Source organism: Tamlana sp. 2_MG-2023 (assembly GCF_030548465.1).
Lineage (GTDB): Bacteria > Bacteroidota > Bacteroidia > Flavobacteriales > Flavobacteriaceae > Pseudotamlana.
Genome location: NZ_JAUOSF010000002.1, coordinates 432,511 through 447,483, shown reverse-complemented (window position 1 = coordinate 447,483; position 14,973 = coordinate 432,511). Strand labels below are relative to the sequence as shown.

Below are 14,973 nucleotides of genomic sequence, written 5' to 3'. Positions count from 1 at the left end.
TAATATGCTTAATGGTTTTTTAGTTTAGTGCTCATTTATCACAATACAAAAACTTAAACTGATGCTTGAAAAATGATCAAGTCTGATGAGTTTTGTTTGTGATACACTATAAATTTACCCTAGGAACACTTCTAATGTACTGAAAAAAAGCGAAGTATAATAATTTATTGTTCAGGAATTTCAAAAAAGCTAAACATATTTCCACCATAACTTTTAGAATAGGAGAAGTTACTTACGTTTGATAAGTCTGTATGTTTAGAATGCTCTACAATAAGTACACCATCTTCAAGCAGTAAATCATTTTCAAAAACTAAATTAGGAATTCTAGAGAACTGTTCTTCTGAAAAATCATAAGGAGGGTCTGCGAAAATAACATCTGCTTGAATTTTAGACTTTTCAAGAAATTTAAAAACGTCACTTTTAATCGTTTGAATAGGCATATCAAATGCTTCTGCGGTTTGGTTAATAAACTTAATACAACCAAAATCTTGATCAACACAAGTTATGTTTTCAGTGCCTCTAGAAGCGAATTCGTAGCTTATATTACCCGTACCTGCGAATAGATCTAATACAGAAATAGCATCAAAATAATACAAGTTATTAATAATGTTGAATAAAGACTCCTTAGCCATATCGGTTGTTGGCCGCACAGGTAAGTTTTTTGGAGCAATAATTTTTCTACTTTTATATAATCCTGATATAATTCGCATTAAAAATTGTTTATTAAAGTGAAGTTTGAATACCCTGTTTTAGGCTGTTTTTCAAATTTAAATGTATCATTTCTACTTCCAAAACTAATGTTTCGAATATATTTATATGCTATTTCGTAAAGTTTATCTCCTTTTTCAATTTGACCCAAGAAAACTAATTTAAGCGTTTCTGGGTTTAAATTTAATTGTTCGGCAGTAAATAGAATGTAATAAATAAAATCTTCTTTAGAACCGTATGTAAAGGTGTTATATAGTTTTAATTTAGAATTTTCAACGACAACAATTTCAAAATGACCTGTACTCACGTGAATATAGACTCGCGTGTTCAACTTGTTTTTTTCTATTTGAAGTATATTTTCTATTAAAACTGTGGAAATATGCTTGAAGGTAAATGCTCCAAATTTATCATAAATGAAATTGTTTATGTTGATGTATGGCACATAAACATTTACACTATCATTTTCAGAAATAGTATCAAAAGTGATATAATCTGATTTTAGGATTTTAGAGTTGAATTTTAAATAATCAGCTAAACAATCTTCACTAAATAAGGATTGTGGCACTAAAGCAGATAAGTCATTATCATGTATTACAGAAACTTTAGAGAAGTCGTAAGATAAAGCCTTTTGATTATTAAATAATTCCTTTAAGCGATCCAATAATTCTAGAGGGTTCAGTTTTTTTTCAAACTGAAACTCACCCAAATTGATAATTGAATTTAAATTACGATTTAATATACAAAAAGAAAGTCCACTCAAACTTAGTTGAATGGACAATTCTATATTTGTTAGTTCGTTAGAACTGTTATTCGTTTGCGCCATATGTTTTAGGCCAGTTTCCAGTTGTATTAACCTCGTCCATAGAACCTACTTTTAAAGCATCACCGTTAACACCGTCAACAGAAATTACTTGGTTTTCTTGGATAATAAGGTCATTGCTTTGATCATATAAAAGAACACGTTTTTTCACAGATGCTTCAAAAACAGGAATTTTAATATCGTTTTGCTCAATAAATCCAGCTTTCATATCAAACTTACCACCTTCTTTCCCAACAGGAACATTCATCATTGTTTTGTATCTATTAGAAGATTTAAATAAAGAATCTTTAACTGGAACAAAACCAAGTGTATCAATCACTACAATCTCTTTGTATGAATCAACGCCGTATAATTTCGTTTTTTCTTCATCAAGAATAGTAGAGTCTCTTCGTTGTGTAATTGTATACTCTGCAGTGTCAATAAATCTTATTAAGTGATCAAAATCTCCAGCAAATTTACCTGTAACTTGTCTGTGAGCAAGTTGAGAGTCTCTGATATCTTTTAAACTTTCAATAACTTGTACGTAACGTTTATTTTTTACTTTATTAAATTGAATTGGCTCATAAACAGACATATATGTTAAATAACCTAGGTAGCCAATTAAAATCCAAAGGGCAATAGTTAAGACAGGTTTAAGTTTTTGAGGTATAACTTTGTCAATTAACTTAATCAAGCCAATTGTAACTAGTATTACAGCAACTGCAATAAGAATAAATGTTAACATAGTATGTTCTTTAATTAAAAATTATTTTTAAGGTATTTAGCAAATCTACAATTTTTTTTTAACCGTAAAAACAAAGAGAGTAAAAATCATTTCTATCTTTGAATAAAATATTTTCCCAGATCCCTTTAGATGAATGCTTCTCAATTTTATCTGCTTATAAAACAGCAGTTTCCGTTTAATCCCACTATAAAACAAAATATTGTTCTTCAACAATTATCAGAATTTATTTTTAATAATTCCCCAAATGCACTTTACTTGTTAAAAGGTTACGCTGGAACAGGAAAAACAACTATTGTAGGTGCTATTGTATCCAATTTATGGAAAGCTAAAAAGAGCGCAGTACTACTAGCACCAACAGGTAGAGCGGCTAAAGTGATTTCAAATTATTCAGGAAAAGAAGCCTTTACAATTCATAAAAAAATCTATTTTCCGAAAAAAGAAAAAGGAGGTGGCGTAAAATTTGTTTTACAACCAAATAAGCATAAAAACACCATTTTTATAGTAGATGAAGCTTCCATGATTCCAGATACGCCCGGAGAATCTAAATTTATGGAAAACGGATCTTTATTAGATGACTTAATGCAGTATGTTTACTCTGGGCACCAATGTAAATTGCTTTTAATTGGAGATACAGCGCAATTACCACCTGTGAAATTAGATTTAAGCCCGGCTTTAGACGAGAACATATTAAGTTTAAATTATAATAAAGAGGTCACTAGAATGGAATTAGATGAAGTGGTAAGGCAAGAGCAAGATTCTGGAATTTTGATGAATGCCACCGTTTTGAGAGAAACCTTGGCAAGTTCTTTTTTTGATGCTTTTAAATTTGAAATAGGTCCTTTTAGAGATATTGTTAGACTTGTAGATGGTTATGAGATTATGGATGCCATTAATGATTCGTACAGTGAACTAGGTAATGAAGAAACCGCCATTATTGTAAGGAGTAATAAACGTGCTAACCTGTATAATCAGCAAATAAGAAGTCGCATTCTTTTTAATGAAAATGAATTATCTGCTGGTGATTATTTAATGGTTGTTAAAAATAATTATTTTTGGATAAAACCTACTACTGAAGCAGGCTTTATAGCAAATGGTGATATTATTGAAGTTTTAGAAATCTTTAGTATCCAGGCTTTATACGGATTTCGTTTTGCTGAAGTGAAAATAAGAATGGTTGATTATCCAAACATGCAACCCTTTGAAACAGTACTACTTTTAGACACTATTGAAGGTGAGACGCCATCATTATCTTATGAGGGTTCCAACCGACTCTATCAAGAGGTTTTAAAGGACTTTGAAAACGAAGGCAGCAATTACAAGAAGTTTTTAAAAGTTAAAGCGAGCAAACATTTTAATGCTTTACAAGTAAAATTTTCTTATGCTATTACTTGTCATAAATCTCAAGGAGGGCAGTGGGATACTGTTTTTGTAGAACAGCCTTATTTGCCAAATGGTATTGATAAAGATTATTTACGCTGGCTTTATACCGCTGTTACCAGAGCTAAAGAAAAATTATACTTAATTGGTTTTAAAGATGATTTTTTTGAAGAATAGTTTTAAAATTAAGTACTTTTGAACTGAAATTGAATGACCATAAATCAATTTAAAATTTAAACTTGTGAAAATAATTTCAATGATTCCGGCGCGCTATGCGGCTTCACGTTTCCCAGGAAAACTCATGCAAGACCTTGGAGGTAAAACAGTTATTTTAAGAACTTATGAAGCAACTGTAGCGACTCAACTGTTTGATGACGTGTTTGTTGTAACAGATAGTGATATTATTTATCAAGAGATTACTAATAATGGAGGAAAGGCCATAATGAGTAAGAAGGAACACGATTGCGGTAGCGACAGAATTGCTGAAGCTGTTGAGTTTATGGACGTGGATATTGTTATTAATGTACAAGGAGATGAGCCTTTTACAGATAAAGAATCGCTTCGTAAACTTATTGAAGTGTTTAAAGAAGATAAGGATAAAAGTATCGATCTGGCCTCGTTAATGGTGCATATAACTAATGAGGATGAAATAAAGAACCCGAACACCGTAAAGGTAATCGTTGATAAATCTAACTTTGCCTTATATTTTTCACGTAGCCCAATTCCTTATTTGAGAGATAAGGATGCTGGAGCAAAATACTTCAAGCATAAGGGGGTTTACGCATTTAGGAAAGAGGCTATATTAGATTTCTATAAATTACCTATGTTGCCATTAGAAGCTTCGGAAAAAATAGAATGCATTAGATATTTAGAATATGGTAAGCGTATAAAAATGGTAGAAACAGATGTCGAAGGTGTTGAAATTGATACGCCGGAAGATTTAGAACGCGCCAAAAAAATATGGTAAACTACAAAAACATAAAAGTTATTGGCTTTGATGCCGATGATACACTATGGGTAAATGAAACGTATTTTAGAGACGCTGAAGTAGAATTCTCTAAGCTACTATCAAAATACGAAACTCCTAATAAAATTGATCAAGAGCTTTTTAAAATGGAAATTGGTAACCTGCCTTTATATGGTTATGGCGTGAAAGCTTTTACCTTATCGATGGTAGAATGTGCCTTAGAACTATCAAACAAAACAGTTTCACCTAAAACTATTGAAGCTATTCTAAATATTGGTAAAAACATGTTAAACATGCCAGTTGAAGTACTCGATGGTGTTGAAGAAGTGTTAGAGGTATTATCAAAAAAATACAGATTAATATTAGCAACAAAGGGAGATTTACTTGACCAGGAGCAGAAACTAGAGAAATCAGGATTAACAAAATATTTTCATCACATTGAAGTATTAAGTGACAAAAAGGAAGACAATTATTCAAAGCTCTTAAAGCATTTAAAGATTGATCCTACCGAATTTTTAATGGTTGGAAATTCTTTAAAATCGGATGTTTTACCTTTGGTCAATATCAATGCTCATGCTATTCATGTACCATTTCATACCACCTGGGCGCATGAAGAAGTTAAAGAAGAAGAAACAAACGGTAAAACTTATAAAACTATAGATTCTATAAGTGAAATTTTAAATATTTTAAATTAGCTTAATAGATTTCTGTTCCATTATTGGAGTAATGATTGTTTCAGGTAAATTAGTCCAATAATTTGATAAGAATTACAGCTATAAAAGGTAAATTAATAGTATTTTTGAAAATTCTAAAAACAAATGTGTTAAATGAGTTATAAGAACTTTCCAATGGTGCCAAGAGTTGTTTTTGGTAGAGGTAGTTTTAATCAGTTAAATGAAATTTTAGCGCCTAAACGCTTAAGTGTTAATGCTCCTTTTATTTTTCTGGTAGATGATGTTTTTAAAAACAATACAGAGTTAACTTCTAGGATATCATTATATTATGATGATAAAATTATTTTCATCTCTACCAAAGAAGAACCCAAAACGACTCAAGTTGATGAGCTTGTTGAAGAAATTATTTTAAATACAAAAGAACGTCCTTCAGGGATTATTGGAATAGGAGGAGGCTCAATTTTAGATTTAGCCAAAGCCGTTTCTATTATGCTTTCTAACGAAGGTGAGGCTAAAGATTATCAAGGTTGGGATTTGGTTAAAAACCCAGCCATATATCATGTTGGCATTCCTACTATATCAGGTACAGGAGCAGAGGTTTCAAGAACAACTGTATTAACCGGTCCTGAGAAAAAGTTAGGTATAAATTCTGATTTCACACCATTTGACCAAGTTATTTTAGATTCAGAATTAACAAAGGGAGTTCCTAAAGATCAATGGTTTTATACAGGAATGGATTGTTATATTCACTGTATTGAATCATTAAACGGCTCTTATTTAAACTCTTTCAGTCAAAGTTATGGCGAGAAGTCTTTGGATTTATGTAAAGAAATTTTCCTAGGTGATTTTGCTGATTTATCAGATGTAGAAGCTCAAGAAAAATTAATGATGGCGTCTTGGCACGGTGGAATGAGTATTGCTTATTCTCAAGTAGGTGTTGCACACGCTATGAGTTATGGTTTATCTTATTTATTGGGAACAAAACATGGGTTAGGAAACTGTGTAGTATTTGATCATTTGGAGGAATTTTACCCAGAAGGTGTCGCTTTATTTAAAGAAATGAAAATAAAGCATAACATTGAGTTACCTCAAAGTATTTGTGCACAATTAAGTAATGATGAGTTCGATATTATGATTGATGTTGCTTTAAGCCTTGAGCCACTTTGGGAAAATGCGATTGGTAAAAACTGGCAAAAAACCATCACAAGAGAAAAATTAAAAGGACTTTATCAAAAAATGTAATACCATGCAAAGTCTAGCTAAGTTAATTTATATTAAATGGTTAGGGTGGCGCATTATAGGTAATACAAACTTTTCTAAAAATACAGTTAAAAAAGCTATTCTTATAGCTGCACCACACACCAGTTGGCACGATTTTTATATTGGTGTTTTAATGCGTGCAGTTGTACAGCTTAAAAGTAATTTTATTGCAAAAAAAGAACTTTTTGTTTTTCCATTAGGTTGGTTCTTGAGAGCTGTTGGTGGTAGTCCTATAAATCGTCAAGAAAACGAAAATAAAGTTGATGCCATTGCTAAATTATTTGATGATAAAGAGGAGTTTAGAATAGCATTAGCCCCTGAAGGTACACGACAAAAAGTTGAAAAATTCAGAACAGGTTTTTACTACATAGCTAAAAAGGCGAATGTTCCAATAATTATGTTTACTCTCGATTATGAAAATAAGCAAAACTTGGTTTCAGAACCTTTCTATCCAACAGATAATATAGAAGAAGACTTTAAATATATTTACAGTTTTTTCGATAATGTAAAAGGTAAAGTTTCCAAGTATTCTTAAACTTAAACTTTAAGATGCGTAGTATAATGTGTTTCAAATCAGTTTTATAAAAAATATATAATTAATTTAAAAGCCAAGTTGATATCAACTTGGCTTTAATTTTTTTATATGTAAAAAACGTCTATTTTATTTCCTTAATTGCATTATCGATCAAGGTTCTTAAATGTTGTTTGTGCGCTTTTGAAGCTATATTGCCAGAAGGCGTAGCCCAATTTCTAATGTTCTTCAAATTGTATAACGCCATCGATTTGGCATTATTTGTAAACTTACTACGGTCTTTCCCCGTCAACATATCAACGAGCATATTTGTGTAATCTAATTGTAAATTTTGTCTAAATGAATTTACGTTACCTGAAATATCAGCTTTAAAAATAGCATCATTTAGATCGTTCATTTCGGTTGACAAATGATATTCATTACCGTATAATTCTGAATCGGAAATACGCTGTAAAGTATTAGGATGCAATAAGTGTGTTAATACATTCTTTTGGTAGGTTAAGATTTGTTCATGTATTTTAGGGTCTTCAGGCGTTCTAAAATTAAATCCACGACGTTGCATCGCTAAATAATTATACAAGTCATCGGGAGCGTTAAAAGCATCTGGAGCGAATACATAATCATTTAAAGCCTTCATAGCTCTTTTTTGATCATCCAAACTTACTGGAGTGTAAGGTTGAGTACCACCTTCTTGTCCTGCCATAGCACGATCTACATAAACACCACCTATATATCTAGAAATAACACCTGCAGCTCCAGCTTTTTGACTGCTTAATAGGTAGTAAACACGACGTAATTCTTGGTAAGATTCATCGGTATTGGTGAATTGTGATTTTACATTTTTCATCAATGCATTACATAGTTCAATGCGGTCTACTGAGTATGTTATAGCATCATTTGATTGGTCATTAATCATAACTCTAGGGTCAATCGCTTTCCCAGGAGAACGCATATCATCAGCATCATTTCCAAAAGTAAGCTCTGGTTTAGTGGACTGACTTAATAAATCATGACGTTCTTTACCTGTTTTAAAAGGTGTATATCCAAACTGAATAGCCCAAATATCATAAGGACCAACTGCAACGTCACTATATTGCCCTTGCTTACTACGGTCTTTAGTAATATTGAGAGTCGCATAATCCATTACAGATCCAGTTAAACACTTTCCTTCAATAAACTCGGGATTGGCAAGCTCTTCAGGCGAAAACAACTGACTCGCTTTCATGTTATGATTCAAGCCTAAAGTATGACCAACTTCATGCATAATAAGCGCAAGCATTGATTCTTTTTTAATGCCTTCCATTTCTAAGTCTGAAGCTCCAGTAACACTAGCTACAGCGTTTGCAAACATAAAATCATTATGCATCGTATCTGAAAATGCACAAGAATGATGTTCATCTCCATCATAATTATAAGCTTTACCATCATAAGCTTGTTGCGAAGCAGCTAGACTGTATACTTTATCGTAAAATACACGATTTGTAAAATGAACAAATTCTAGCATGATATCCGCACCTAAAATTTGACCTGTTTTTGGGTTGACAAAACTAGGGCCATAACCACCAAATGGAGGTTTTGGAGAAGACGTCCAGCGTAAAACATTGTATCTAATATCTCCAGCATCCCAATCGGCATCATCAGGTTGAACTTTAACTACAAGTGCATTTTTAAAGCCAGCTTTTTCAAAAGCAACATTCCATTTTAACACACCTGCTTTAATGGTTTCACGCCACTCTAATGGTGTTGAATTTTCAATCCACCAAGTGATAGGCTCAACAGGTTCAGAAATTTCTAATTCAGGATTTTTCTTTTGTAAATTCCACCTGTGAACTAAATCTCTATATGGCGTAGAATTTGTAGCTGTTTGGTCGTTTACTTCGGTTAAAAAATAACCAACTCTAGGATCATCAAAACGAGGCTGATATGTATTGTTTGGCATAGCTATAAAACTATGGTGCACTTTTATACTCACATTTCTTCCGTCGGCCACGGCCTCAGAACCATTATTAAGTACAGAAGGTGACGAATATACATATTCAATGGCCACATCAGTGTTTTCAGGATAATTTTTAATAGCATTTATTCTGCTTTTATCCTTGCTTAGTTTGCCTAGCTTAAAATCTGTGGGAGATTGCCCAGGGCGTGCTGCTGGTTTAATTTGAGATAATGTTTCATCTAAAAACAAATCATTAACATCAATTAAATATTGTCCACTATCTTTATCATAGCTATCAATTTTAATACTAGCCATTGTTCCATGACTTATGTTGGCTCCTTCAGATTTTGCTAAAGGGCTTTCAGGATTAAAATAGAATGATGTATTCTGTGTTATAAACTGAATTTTATCAAAATATTTTTCAATTTTAAAGACTTTTGACCCTCTGTAAGAGCCTCTGTTGATTCTGCCAGCATCCATTACACCATCAGAAATTTGACTGAAATAAATAAATTCTTTACCTATTTGATCTTCTGAAATCAACATTTTTATTGTTCCATTCACTGAATCTTGATAAATGGTAAATAAACCTTCAGATTTTTCACTAGATTTGGTTAATTCGGTAATAGATTTTTCTTTGGATTTTTTTTCAGATGATTCAGCCGAAGTCTCTGTTTTATCTTTCTTGTTTTTTCTGTTTTTTCTTTGTGCTTCAGCGTTTTGAGAAGAAAAAATAAAGATTGACAAAAATAAGAGACAGAGAAACCTGAATGATTTTTTGGGTAAACTCATAGTATCAATTACGATTTTTAATTTGGTTATTTAAAATATAAGCTATAAAAATACTTATATTTTAATTTAAAACCATTTAAATGAAAGTTAAAAAAAATTAGTAGTCAAAAACCTAATTAAGGTTTCAAATTTACTTATATTTAAAACTTATGATAAAAGACACAAAAATTGCAGTTTTAATTGATGGTGATAACATTCCCGCAAAGTATATTTCTGAAATGATGGAGGAAATTGCTAAATACGGCACGCCAACATTAAAAAGGATTTACGGCGACTGGACCAAGCCTTATTTAGCTAAATGGAAAAACATACTTCTAGAAAACGCTATTACGCCAATTCAGCAATATGGTTATACCACTGGTAAAAATGCTACAGATTCAGCGATGATTATTGATGCCATGGATATTTTATATTCAGAAAAAGTGAATGGTTTTTGCTTGGTATCTTCAGATAGTGACTTTACTAAATTAGCGACACGTTTACGTGAAGCCGGTTTGGTTGTTTACGGGATGGGGGAGAAGAAAACGCCAAATCCATTTATAGTAGCTTGTGATAAGTTTATTTACCTAGAAATTTTAAAGAAGGATTCTGAAAAACCATCAGATGGTGCTCCAAAAGCAAAAGAAAATTTATATAATATCACACCAAAGGTTATTCAGTTCCTGAAAAATACTGTTGAAGATTCTGCAGATGATGATGGCTGGGCGTTTTTAGGAGATGTAGGGTCGCTAATTATAAAAAAACAACCCAATTTCGATTCTCGTAATTTTGGTTTTGAAAAATTAACACCATTATTTAAATCTTTAGATCAATTTGAGTTAGAACAACGCGATCAAACCAATGGGCGTTTTAAATTGATTTATGTAAAGAATAAAAAGTAATGTCTAAACTTTTAAAGATTTACAGGTATTTTAGTTGATTTTACCAAAGGCTAGTACTATAAATAAACATTGCACTTAGTTGTTATTAGTTTAACGGCTCCTTTTAGCATTTTGATTTCTAAAGTCTTAAAATCTCCGATAATTTCGCCATCTAACTGAAGTAATCGGGGTTCAGTAAAATGAACTATAGCTTTTGATGTCGTAATAAGCGTCTGGTTTTGGCTATCTAAAAAATTCTCATCAAAACTAGAAAGCCCTGCTTTGATGAGTACGTTGGCATTAATTTTTTCGATGATAACAATTTCAAACAGGCCATCCATTGGATTTCCTTCTAAACTTAAAGGAACGCCTGTGCCATACTTTCTTGCATTACAAATTCCTAACATAACGCCTTCATAATGCTGCACTTCATTATTGCATTCAATTTCTATTTTAAAAGGTTCTGTTTTGCTTAATGCATCTACAAAATACTTTGCATAAGTTGCCATGCCTCTATTTGCATCCTTTTCGTAGCCATCAACAATAGTGGCATTAATTCCAACATCGCCAATATGAATACAATAATGCTTTTTGTTCACACAAATCAAATCTAAATCACCAATAATATTGGACATGATAATATCTTTAAAAGCTTCAATGGGTTTTTGAGGTACACCTAATTCAACAGCCATGCCATTTGCAGAACCTAAAGGAATAATTCCCATAGGAATTTCTGTGTTTAGTAAATTAATAGCTGTAAACAGTGTTGTGCCATCGCCACCAACCGAAACAACTTTATTTGGATGATAACGCTTTAAAACCTTACTCAATTCTTCGTTGTCGTTAACCCCTGTAGTTGTAAAAATTTTAAATTCAAGTCCGTAGTTTTTGCAAATAGATTTTGCTTCTTTTAAAAAAGGCTCCTTGTTTACACCTCCGGAAATCGGATTGACTACAAATAATAATCTCATATTAATTTAAGTTTTAACTTCTTGATTTCTTCTAAAACGGCATCTTCATGTTCAGGTAAAAAGTATGAAGCAGAAATCCCTGTGGCTGTTAGGTTTTGCCACATTCGACTTTGACTTTTACTAACTTTTTTACCCGTTTGTCTAATATAAATTTTTAAAATTAATTCGGGAAACTCATTGGCAATGATTGTATAAATGAACATATCTTTCTGACTATCATCACCCACCAAAACATATTTTTCACTCCTGGTATTCTTGATTAAAAAACGAACGGCATCAAGTTTAAAATTTTCAGGTTTATACCCTTTAATTAATTGCGTAAAATTTAAATAAGGCGTTAATATTAACAAACCTTTCGGTAGGCTATTATATTTTATAAAAGCTGTTAAAATACCGTATAAATTACTTTCACTTTTCGAAACATAAAAAAGTCTCGGATTTACTTCTTGCCATTCTTGAAATATCTTTTGTGTAAATACGATGACATCTCTTTTTTCGGGAACAAAAAACAATAAGGTTTTAATTCTTTTAAATAAATTTGAAGTATTAGATACCAAAATAGTGTCGTCAATGTCTGAAATTATGTCTAAATATCCCGAAGGCGCAGTAAAAGTGGTAACATAATTATTTTCGATGTTCAAGTATGAATCATCCATCATGATTTTAACTTCTAAGGAATTAGTTTCCAATATAATTTCAAATCGACCTCGGGCATCGGTTTCTGTGGTAATCGTTTTTCCTTGTAAATGAATTTTAATTTCTTGATTTGCGTATACTGGCCTGAAATACGTTTTAAGTACACTTAAAGCATTTCTTAATGTATTATTTTTTTTGTTCTGCCATGGTTTGTTTCCCTTCAGAACAACACCTCGACACCAGAACTTGTTTTCGGTTAATTGTAAAATCGAGAAATCCCAAACAATTGCTTTTTTACTATAAATCATGTTGAATTCTTATAAGGATTAAAATACAGAAAAACAGTTTAATATTTTGAAAAAGTCATTAAAACATTCTGAATAAAGAATTAATCAAATTACACTATAGTAACATATAGATAAATACTTACAATTTTAAACTCGATATAAATTTGAAAATGAGAATGTTGTATGTAGTACTATTGACAGTTCGAGCGGAGTCGAGAACTTTTCGGTGTTAAAAATGGGATCTCGATTGCGCTCGACCTGACATTCGGTTAAATTTCATCTTAAAAGTATGTAACTAGTTACTGATCTCAATTGTATTTAATAGAAAAACCTCAATATTTGTGGTATTGAGGTTTTTTATTATTTAAATAGAATGGTAATCTTATTATATTCGACCAAGTATTTTATCCATAACCCAACTGGTGTGAAGGGCTGTTTCCCCTGTTGATGGATGCGTTTTCGTCGGATCTTCAAAATAATACATCATATTTTCAACATGGGGGTATTGTATATGTTTAGGGTTTTCTATAAAAACTTCCTTCTTTATGGATTCACACTTTAGGATAATTGGGTTTTCATGAAACACCGAAAATTTTATAGTGCCTTTGGAGCCGTATATCATAACTTTATCAGTGTGCTCATTGCAACCAAAATTCCAAGTTCCAGAGCCTGTAACCCCCGATTCATGTAACCAGCTCGCGGTAACCGCATCTTTCGCTGAATATAAATGTTGCTGATTGATGCTAATGCCTTGAGCTTCGGTAATATTACCAAAATAAAACGTAAATAAATCCAATTCATGACTTGCTAAATCATCAAAATAACCAGCAGGAGCAATTTTGGCATCTGTTCTCCAGTTATATGATTTAGATAAATCAGTTTCACTTGGAGGCTTGCTTAAGTGTGTGGTAATATGTCTTACTTCTCCAATATAACCAGCATCAATAAAAGATTTTATTTTTAAGAATCTAGGTAGAGACCTTCTGTAATAAGCTACAAACAAAGGGATTTCTTTAGATTTAAACGCATTATAAACTTCTAAACTCTCCGCATAACTAGGTGACAGTGGTTTTTCTATGCAACATGGTTTTCCTGCAGCAGCAACTTTTAGAGCATAGTATTTGTGTGTATCTGGTGGCGTTGCAATATATACGGCATCAACATTATTATCATTTATAAGTTGATCGGCATCTGTATAATACGTATCGATATTATGTCGTTTGGCATAATCTTTAACTTTGTTAGCATCTCGTCGCATCACGGCAGCAATGGAAAAACCGTTAGTAATCTTATAAGCAGGCCCGCTTTTTACTTCTGTGACATTACCGCAGCCGATAATGCCCCATTTTACGTTTTTGGATAATCCTTTCATGGTAGTATGTGTTGTTCATTTAAAAAGTGCTAGTGTGTTTATGTCATTATAGATTTTACAAAATAATGTTTGGTATAAGCACACAATAGTTTAGTTGTTGTTACAACTAAAGTACTAATAAAAAAGGATTATTAGAATAAATTACAAAATCATTTTAGAGGTTTTATCCTACAGAAACAGGTAGAATTTTTTCTATAGAGTTTTTTAAGTAAAACGAGTGTCAAATACTTTTAATTTTTTGAATTATAAAAATATAAGTTAAGTGATTGCAGCTAACAAAATGGAAGAAGAGTAAAAAAAAAGAGAGCTAAATAGCTCTCTTTTAATATATGTGTTATTCACCACTTTCCTCCATGGTATGGTAGACGTTTTGAACATCGTCATCTTCTTCAAGTTTTTCGAGTAGTTTTTCTACATCGGCTGCTTGCTCTGGAGTTAAAGGCTTAGTAACTTGTGGGATACGTTCGAATCCAGAAGATAAAATTTCTATCTCTCGACTTTCTAGTTCAGCTTGAATAGCTCCAAAACTTTCAAAAGGGGCGTAAATTAAAATACCGTCATCATCGGCAAAAACTTCTTCCGCTCCAAAATCGATAAATTCTAGTTCTAATTCTTCAGGGTCTAAACCTTCAGCGTTAATTCTAAAATTACAAGTATGATCGAACATAAATACTACCGATCCAGAAGTGCCTAAACTTCCGTCACATTTATTAAAATAACTCCTAACGTTAGCTACAGTACGTGTATTGTTGTCGGTTGCAGTTTCAACTAAAACGGCAATACCATGTGGTGCATAGCCTTCAAAAATAACTTCTTTATAATCACCTTGGCTTTTGTCGCTGGCCTTTTTTATAGCACGTTCAACATTGTCTTTAGGCATGTTTACGGCCTTTGCGTTTTGTATCACAGCACGTAAACGTGAATTACTAGCAGGGTCTGGACCACCTTCTTTTACGGCCATTACAATGTCTTTACCAATACGTGTAAAGGCTTTACTCATTGCAGACCAACGTTTCATCTTTCTTGCTTTTCGAAATTCAAAAGCTCTTCCCATAAT

The 14,973-nt window shown here is 32.2% G+C and carries 14 protein-coding genes; 6 read left to right on the top strand and 8 right to left on the bottom strand.

Going from position 1 to position 14,973, the window contains the following annotated elements; genetic code table 11:
• Positions 1–164 precede the first annotated feature (164 nt).
• Genes rsmD through Q4566_RS05030 form a run of 3 tightly spaced genes read right to left on the bottom strand, consistent with a single transcriptional unit; the run spans position 165 to position 2,252 of the window.
• The gene (gene rsmD / locus Q4566_RS05040; RefSeq protein ID WP_303419078.1) at positions 165–710 is read right to left on the bottom strand and encodes a 16S rRNA (guanine(966)-N(2))-methyltransferase RsmD; all 546 of its coding nucleotides are present in this window, start codon (positions 708–710) and stop codon (positions 165–167) included.
• A complete protein-coding gene (locus Q4566_RS05035) occupies positions 710–1,531 on the bottom strand; it encodes a DUF3822 family protein (protein WP_303419076.1) in 822 nt (273 codons plus the stop codon). Before Q4566_RS05035 ends, rsmD begins: the two co-directional genes overlap by 1 nt.
• A complete protein-coding gene (locus Q4566_RS05030) occupies positions 1,515–2,252 on the bottom strand; it encodes a hypothetical protein (protein WP_303419074.1) in 738 nt (245 codons plus the stop codon). Before Q4566_RS05030 ends, Q4566_RS05035 begins: the two co-directional genes overlap by 17 nt.
• Before the next feature lie 129 nt (positions 2,253–2,381).
• On the opposite strand from Q4566_RS05030, the gene Q4566_RS05025 reads away from it, so the two are divergent.
• From Q4566_RS05025 to Q4566_RS05005, 5 genes are all read left to right on the top strand, one after another.
• Complete coding sequence (locus Q4566_RS05025; protein WP_303419071.1) at positions 2,382–3,806, top strand: ATP-dependent RecD-like DNA helicase; 1,425 nt, start codon at positions 2,382–2,384, stop codon at positions 3,804–3,806.
• A 79-nt stretch (positions 3,807–3,885) separates the two neighbouring features.
• Positions 3,886–4,596, top strand: coding sequence for a 3-deoxy-manno-octulosonate cytidylyltransferase (kdsB, locus tag Q4566_RS05020; RefSeq protein WP_303419274.1), 711 nt, complete (start codon positions 3,886–3,888; stop codon positions 4,594–4,596).
• Positions 4,590–5,291 (top strand): HAD family hydrolase, encoded by a 702-nt coding sequence (locus Q4566_RS05015; protein ID WP_303419068.1) that lies wholly within the window; start codon positions 4,590–4,592, stop codon positions 5,289–5,291. Before kdsB ends, Q4566_RS05015 begins: the two co-directional genes overlap by 7 nt.
• Positions 5,292–5,423: 132 nt before the next feature.
• Positions 5,424–6,512 carry an iron-containing alcohol dehydrogenase family protein gene (locus tag Q4566_RS05010; protein ID WP_303419065.1) on the top strand — a complete coding sequence of 363 codons (1,089 nt, stop codon included), beginning with the start codon at positions 5,424–5,426 and terminating at the stop codon, positions 6,510–6,512.
• 4 nt (positions 6,513–6,516) lie between these two features.
• Positions 6,517–7,065, top strand: a complete 549-nt coding sequence (locus Q4566_RS05005) for a 1-acyl-sn-glycerol-3-phosphate acyltransferase (protein WP_303419063.1) — start codon at positions 6,517–6,519, stop codon at positions 7,063–7,065.
• A 121-nt stretch (positions 7,066–7,186) separates the two neighbouring features.
• Here Q4566_RS05005 and Q4566_RS05000 read toward each other — a convergent pair whose 3' ends face one another.
• Positions 7,187–9,745 carry a zinc-dependent metalloprotease gene (locus Q4566_RS05000; protein WP_303419061.1) on the bottom strand — a complete coding sequence of 853 codons (2,559 nt, stop codon included), beginning with the start codon at positions 9,743–9,745 and terminating at the stop codon, positions 7,187–7,189.
• A gap of 194 nt (positions 9,746–9,939) precedes the next feature.
• Between Q4566_RS05000 and Q4566_RS04995 the strand changes: the two genes are divergently transcribed.
• Positions 9,940–10,671, top strand: a complete 732-nt coding sequence (locus Q4566_RS04995; protein WP_303419059.1) for an NYN domain-containing protein — start codon at positions 9,940–9,942, stop codon at positions 10,669–10,671.
• 56 nt (positions 10,672–10,727) lie between these two features.
• On the opposite strand, the gene Q4566_RS04990 is transcribed toward Q4566_RS04995, so the two are convergent.
• The 4 genes from Q4566_RS04990 to Q4566_RS04975 all read right to left on the bottom strand — a co-directional run bounded on the left by Q4566_RS04990 (position 10,728) and on the right by Q4566_RS04975 (position 14,970).
• On the bottom strand, positions 10,728–11,621 hold the full coding sequence (locus Q4566_RS04990; protein ID WP_303419057.1) for a diacylglycerol kinase family protein: 894 nt from the start codon (positions 11,619–11,621) through the stop codon (positions 10,728–10,730).
• Entirely contained in the window at positions 11,618–12,565 is a 948-nt protein-coding gene (locus Q4566_RS04985; RefSeq protein ID WP_303419054.1) for an App1 family protein, read from the bottom strand. The genes Q4566_RS04990 and Q4566_RS04985 overlap by 4 nt, the downstream gene beginning before the upstream one ends.
• 364 nt (positions 12,566–12,929) lie before the next feature.
• Positions 12,930–13,916 (bottom strand): Gfo/Idh/MocA family protein, encoded by a 987-nt coding sequence (locus Q4566_RS04980; RefSeq protein ID WP_303419051.1) that lies wholly within the window; start codon positions 13,914–13,916, stop codon positions 12,930–12,932.
• Positions 13,917–14,250: 334 nt separating this feature from the next.
• Positions 14,251–14,970 (bottom strand): YebC/PmpR family DNA-binding transcriptional regulator, encoded by a 720-nt coding sequence (locus tag Q4566_RS04975; RefSeq protein ID WP_303419049.1) that lies wholly within the window; start codon positions 14,968–14,970, stop codon positions 14,251–14,253.
• Positions 14,971–14,973 lie beyond the last annotated feature (3 nt).

What these genes read in the sequence shown, in the direction of transcription:
- Q4566_RS05010 (WP_303419065.1), top strand. Translation starts at nt 5,424, where the DNA reads ATGAGTTATAAGAACTTTCCAATGGTGCCAAGAGTTGTTTTTGGTAGA.
- rsmD (WP_303419078.1), bottom strand. Translation starts at nt 710, where the DNA reads ATGCGAATTATATCAGGATTATATAAAAGTAGAAAAATTATTGCTCCA.
- Q4566_RS04975 (WP_303419049.1), bottom strand. Translation starts at nt 14,970, where the DNA reads ATGGGAAGAGCTTTTGAATTTCGAAAAGCAAGAAAGATGAAACGTTGG.
- Q4566_RS04990 (WP_303419057.1), bottom strand. Translation starts at nt 11,621, where the DNA reads ATGAGATTATTATTTGTAGTCAATCCGATTTCCGGAGGTGTAAACAAG.
- Q4566_RS05005 (WP_303419063.1), top strand. Translation starts at nt 6,517, where the DNA reads ATGCAAAGTCTAGCTAAGTTAATTTATATTAAATGGTTAGGGTGGCGC.
- Q4566_RS05025 (WP_303419071.1), top strand. Translation starts at nt 2,382, where the DNA reads ATGAATGCTTCTCAATTTTATCTGCTTATAAAACAGCAGTTTCCGTTT.
- kdsB (WP_303419274.1), top strand. Translation starts at nt 3,886, where the DNA reads ATGATTCCGGCGCGCTATGCGGCTTCACGTTTCCCAGGAAAACTCATG.
- Q4566_RS04995 (WP_303419059.1), top strand. Translation starts at nt 9,940, where the DNA reads ATGATAAAAGACACAAAAATTGCAGTTTTAATTGATGGTGATAACATT.
- Q4566_RS04985 (WP_303419054.1), bottom strand. Translation starts at nt 12,565, where the DNA reads ATGATTTATAGTAAAAAAGCAATTGTTTGGGATTTCTCGATTTTACAA.
- Q4566_RS05030 (WP_303419074.1), bottom strand. Translation starts at nt 2,252, where the DNA reads ATGTTAACATTTATTCTTATTGCAGTTGCTGTAATACTAGTTACAATT.
- Q4566_RS05015 (WP_303419068.1), top strand. Translation starts at nt 4,590, where the DNA reads ATGGTAAACTACAAAAACATAAAAGTTATTGGCTTTGATGCCGATGAT.
- Q4566_RS05035 (WP_303419076.1), bottom strand. Translation starts at nt 1,531, where the DNA reads ATGGCGCAAACGAATAACAGTTCTAACGAACTAACAAATATAGAATTG.
- Q4566_RS04980 (WP_303419051.1), bottom strand. Translation starts at nt 13,916, where the DNA reads ATGAAAGGATTATCCAAAAACGTAAAATGGGGCATTATCGGCTGCGGT.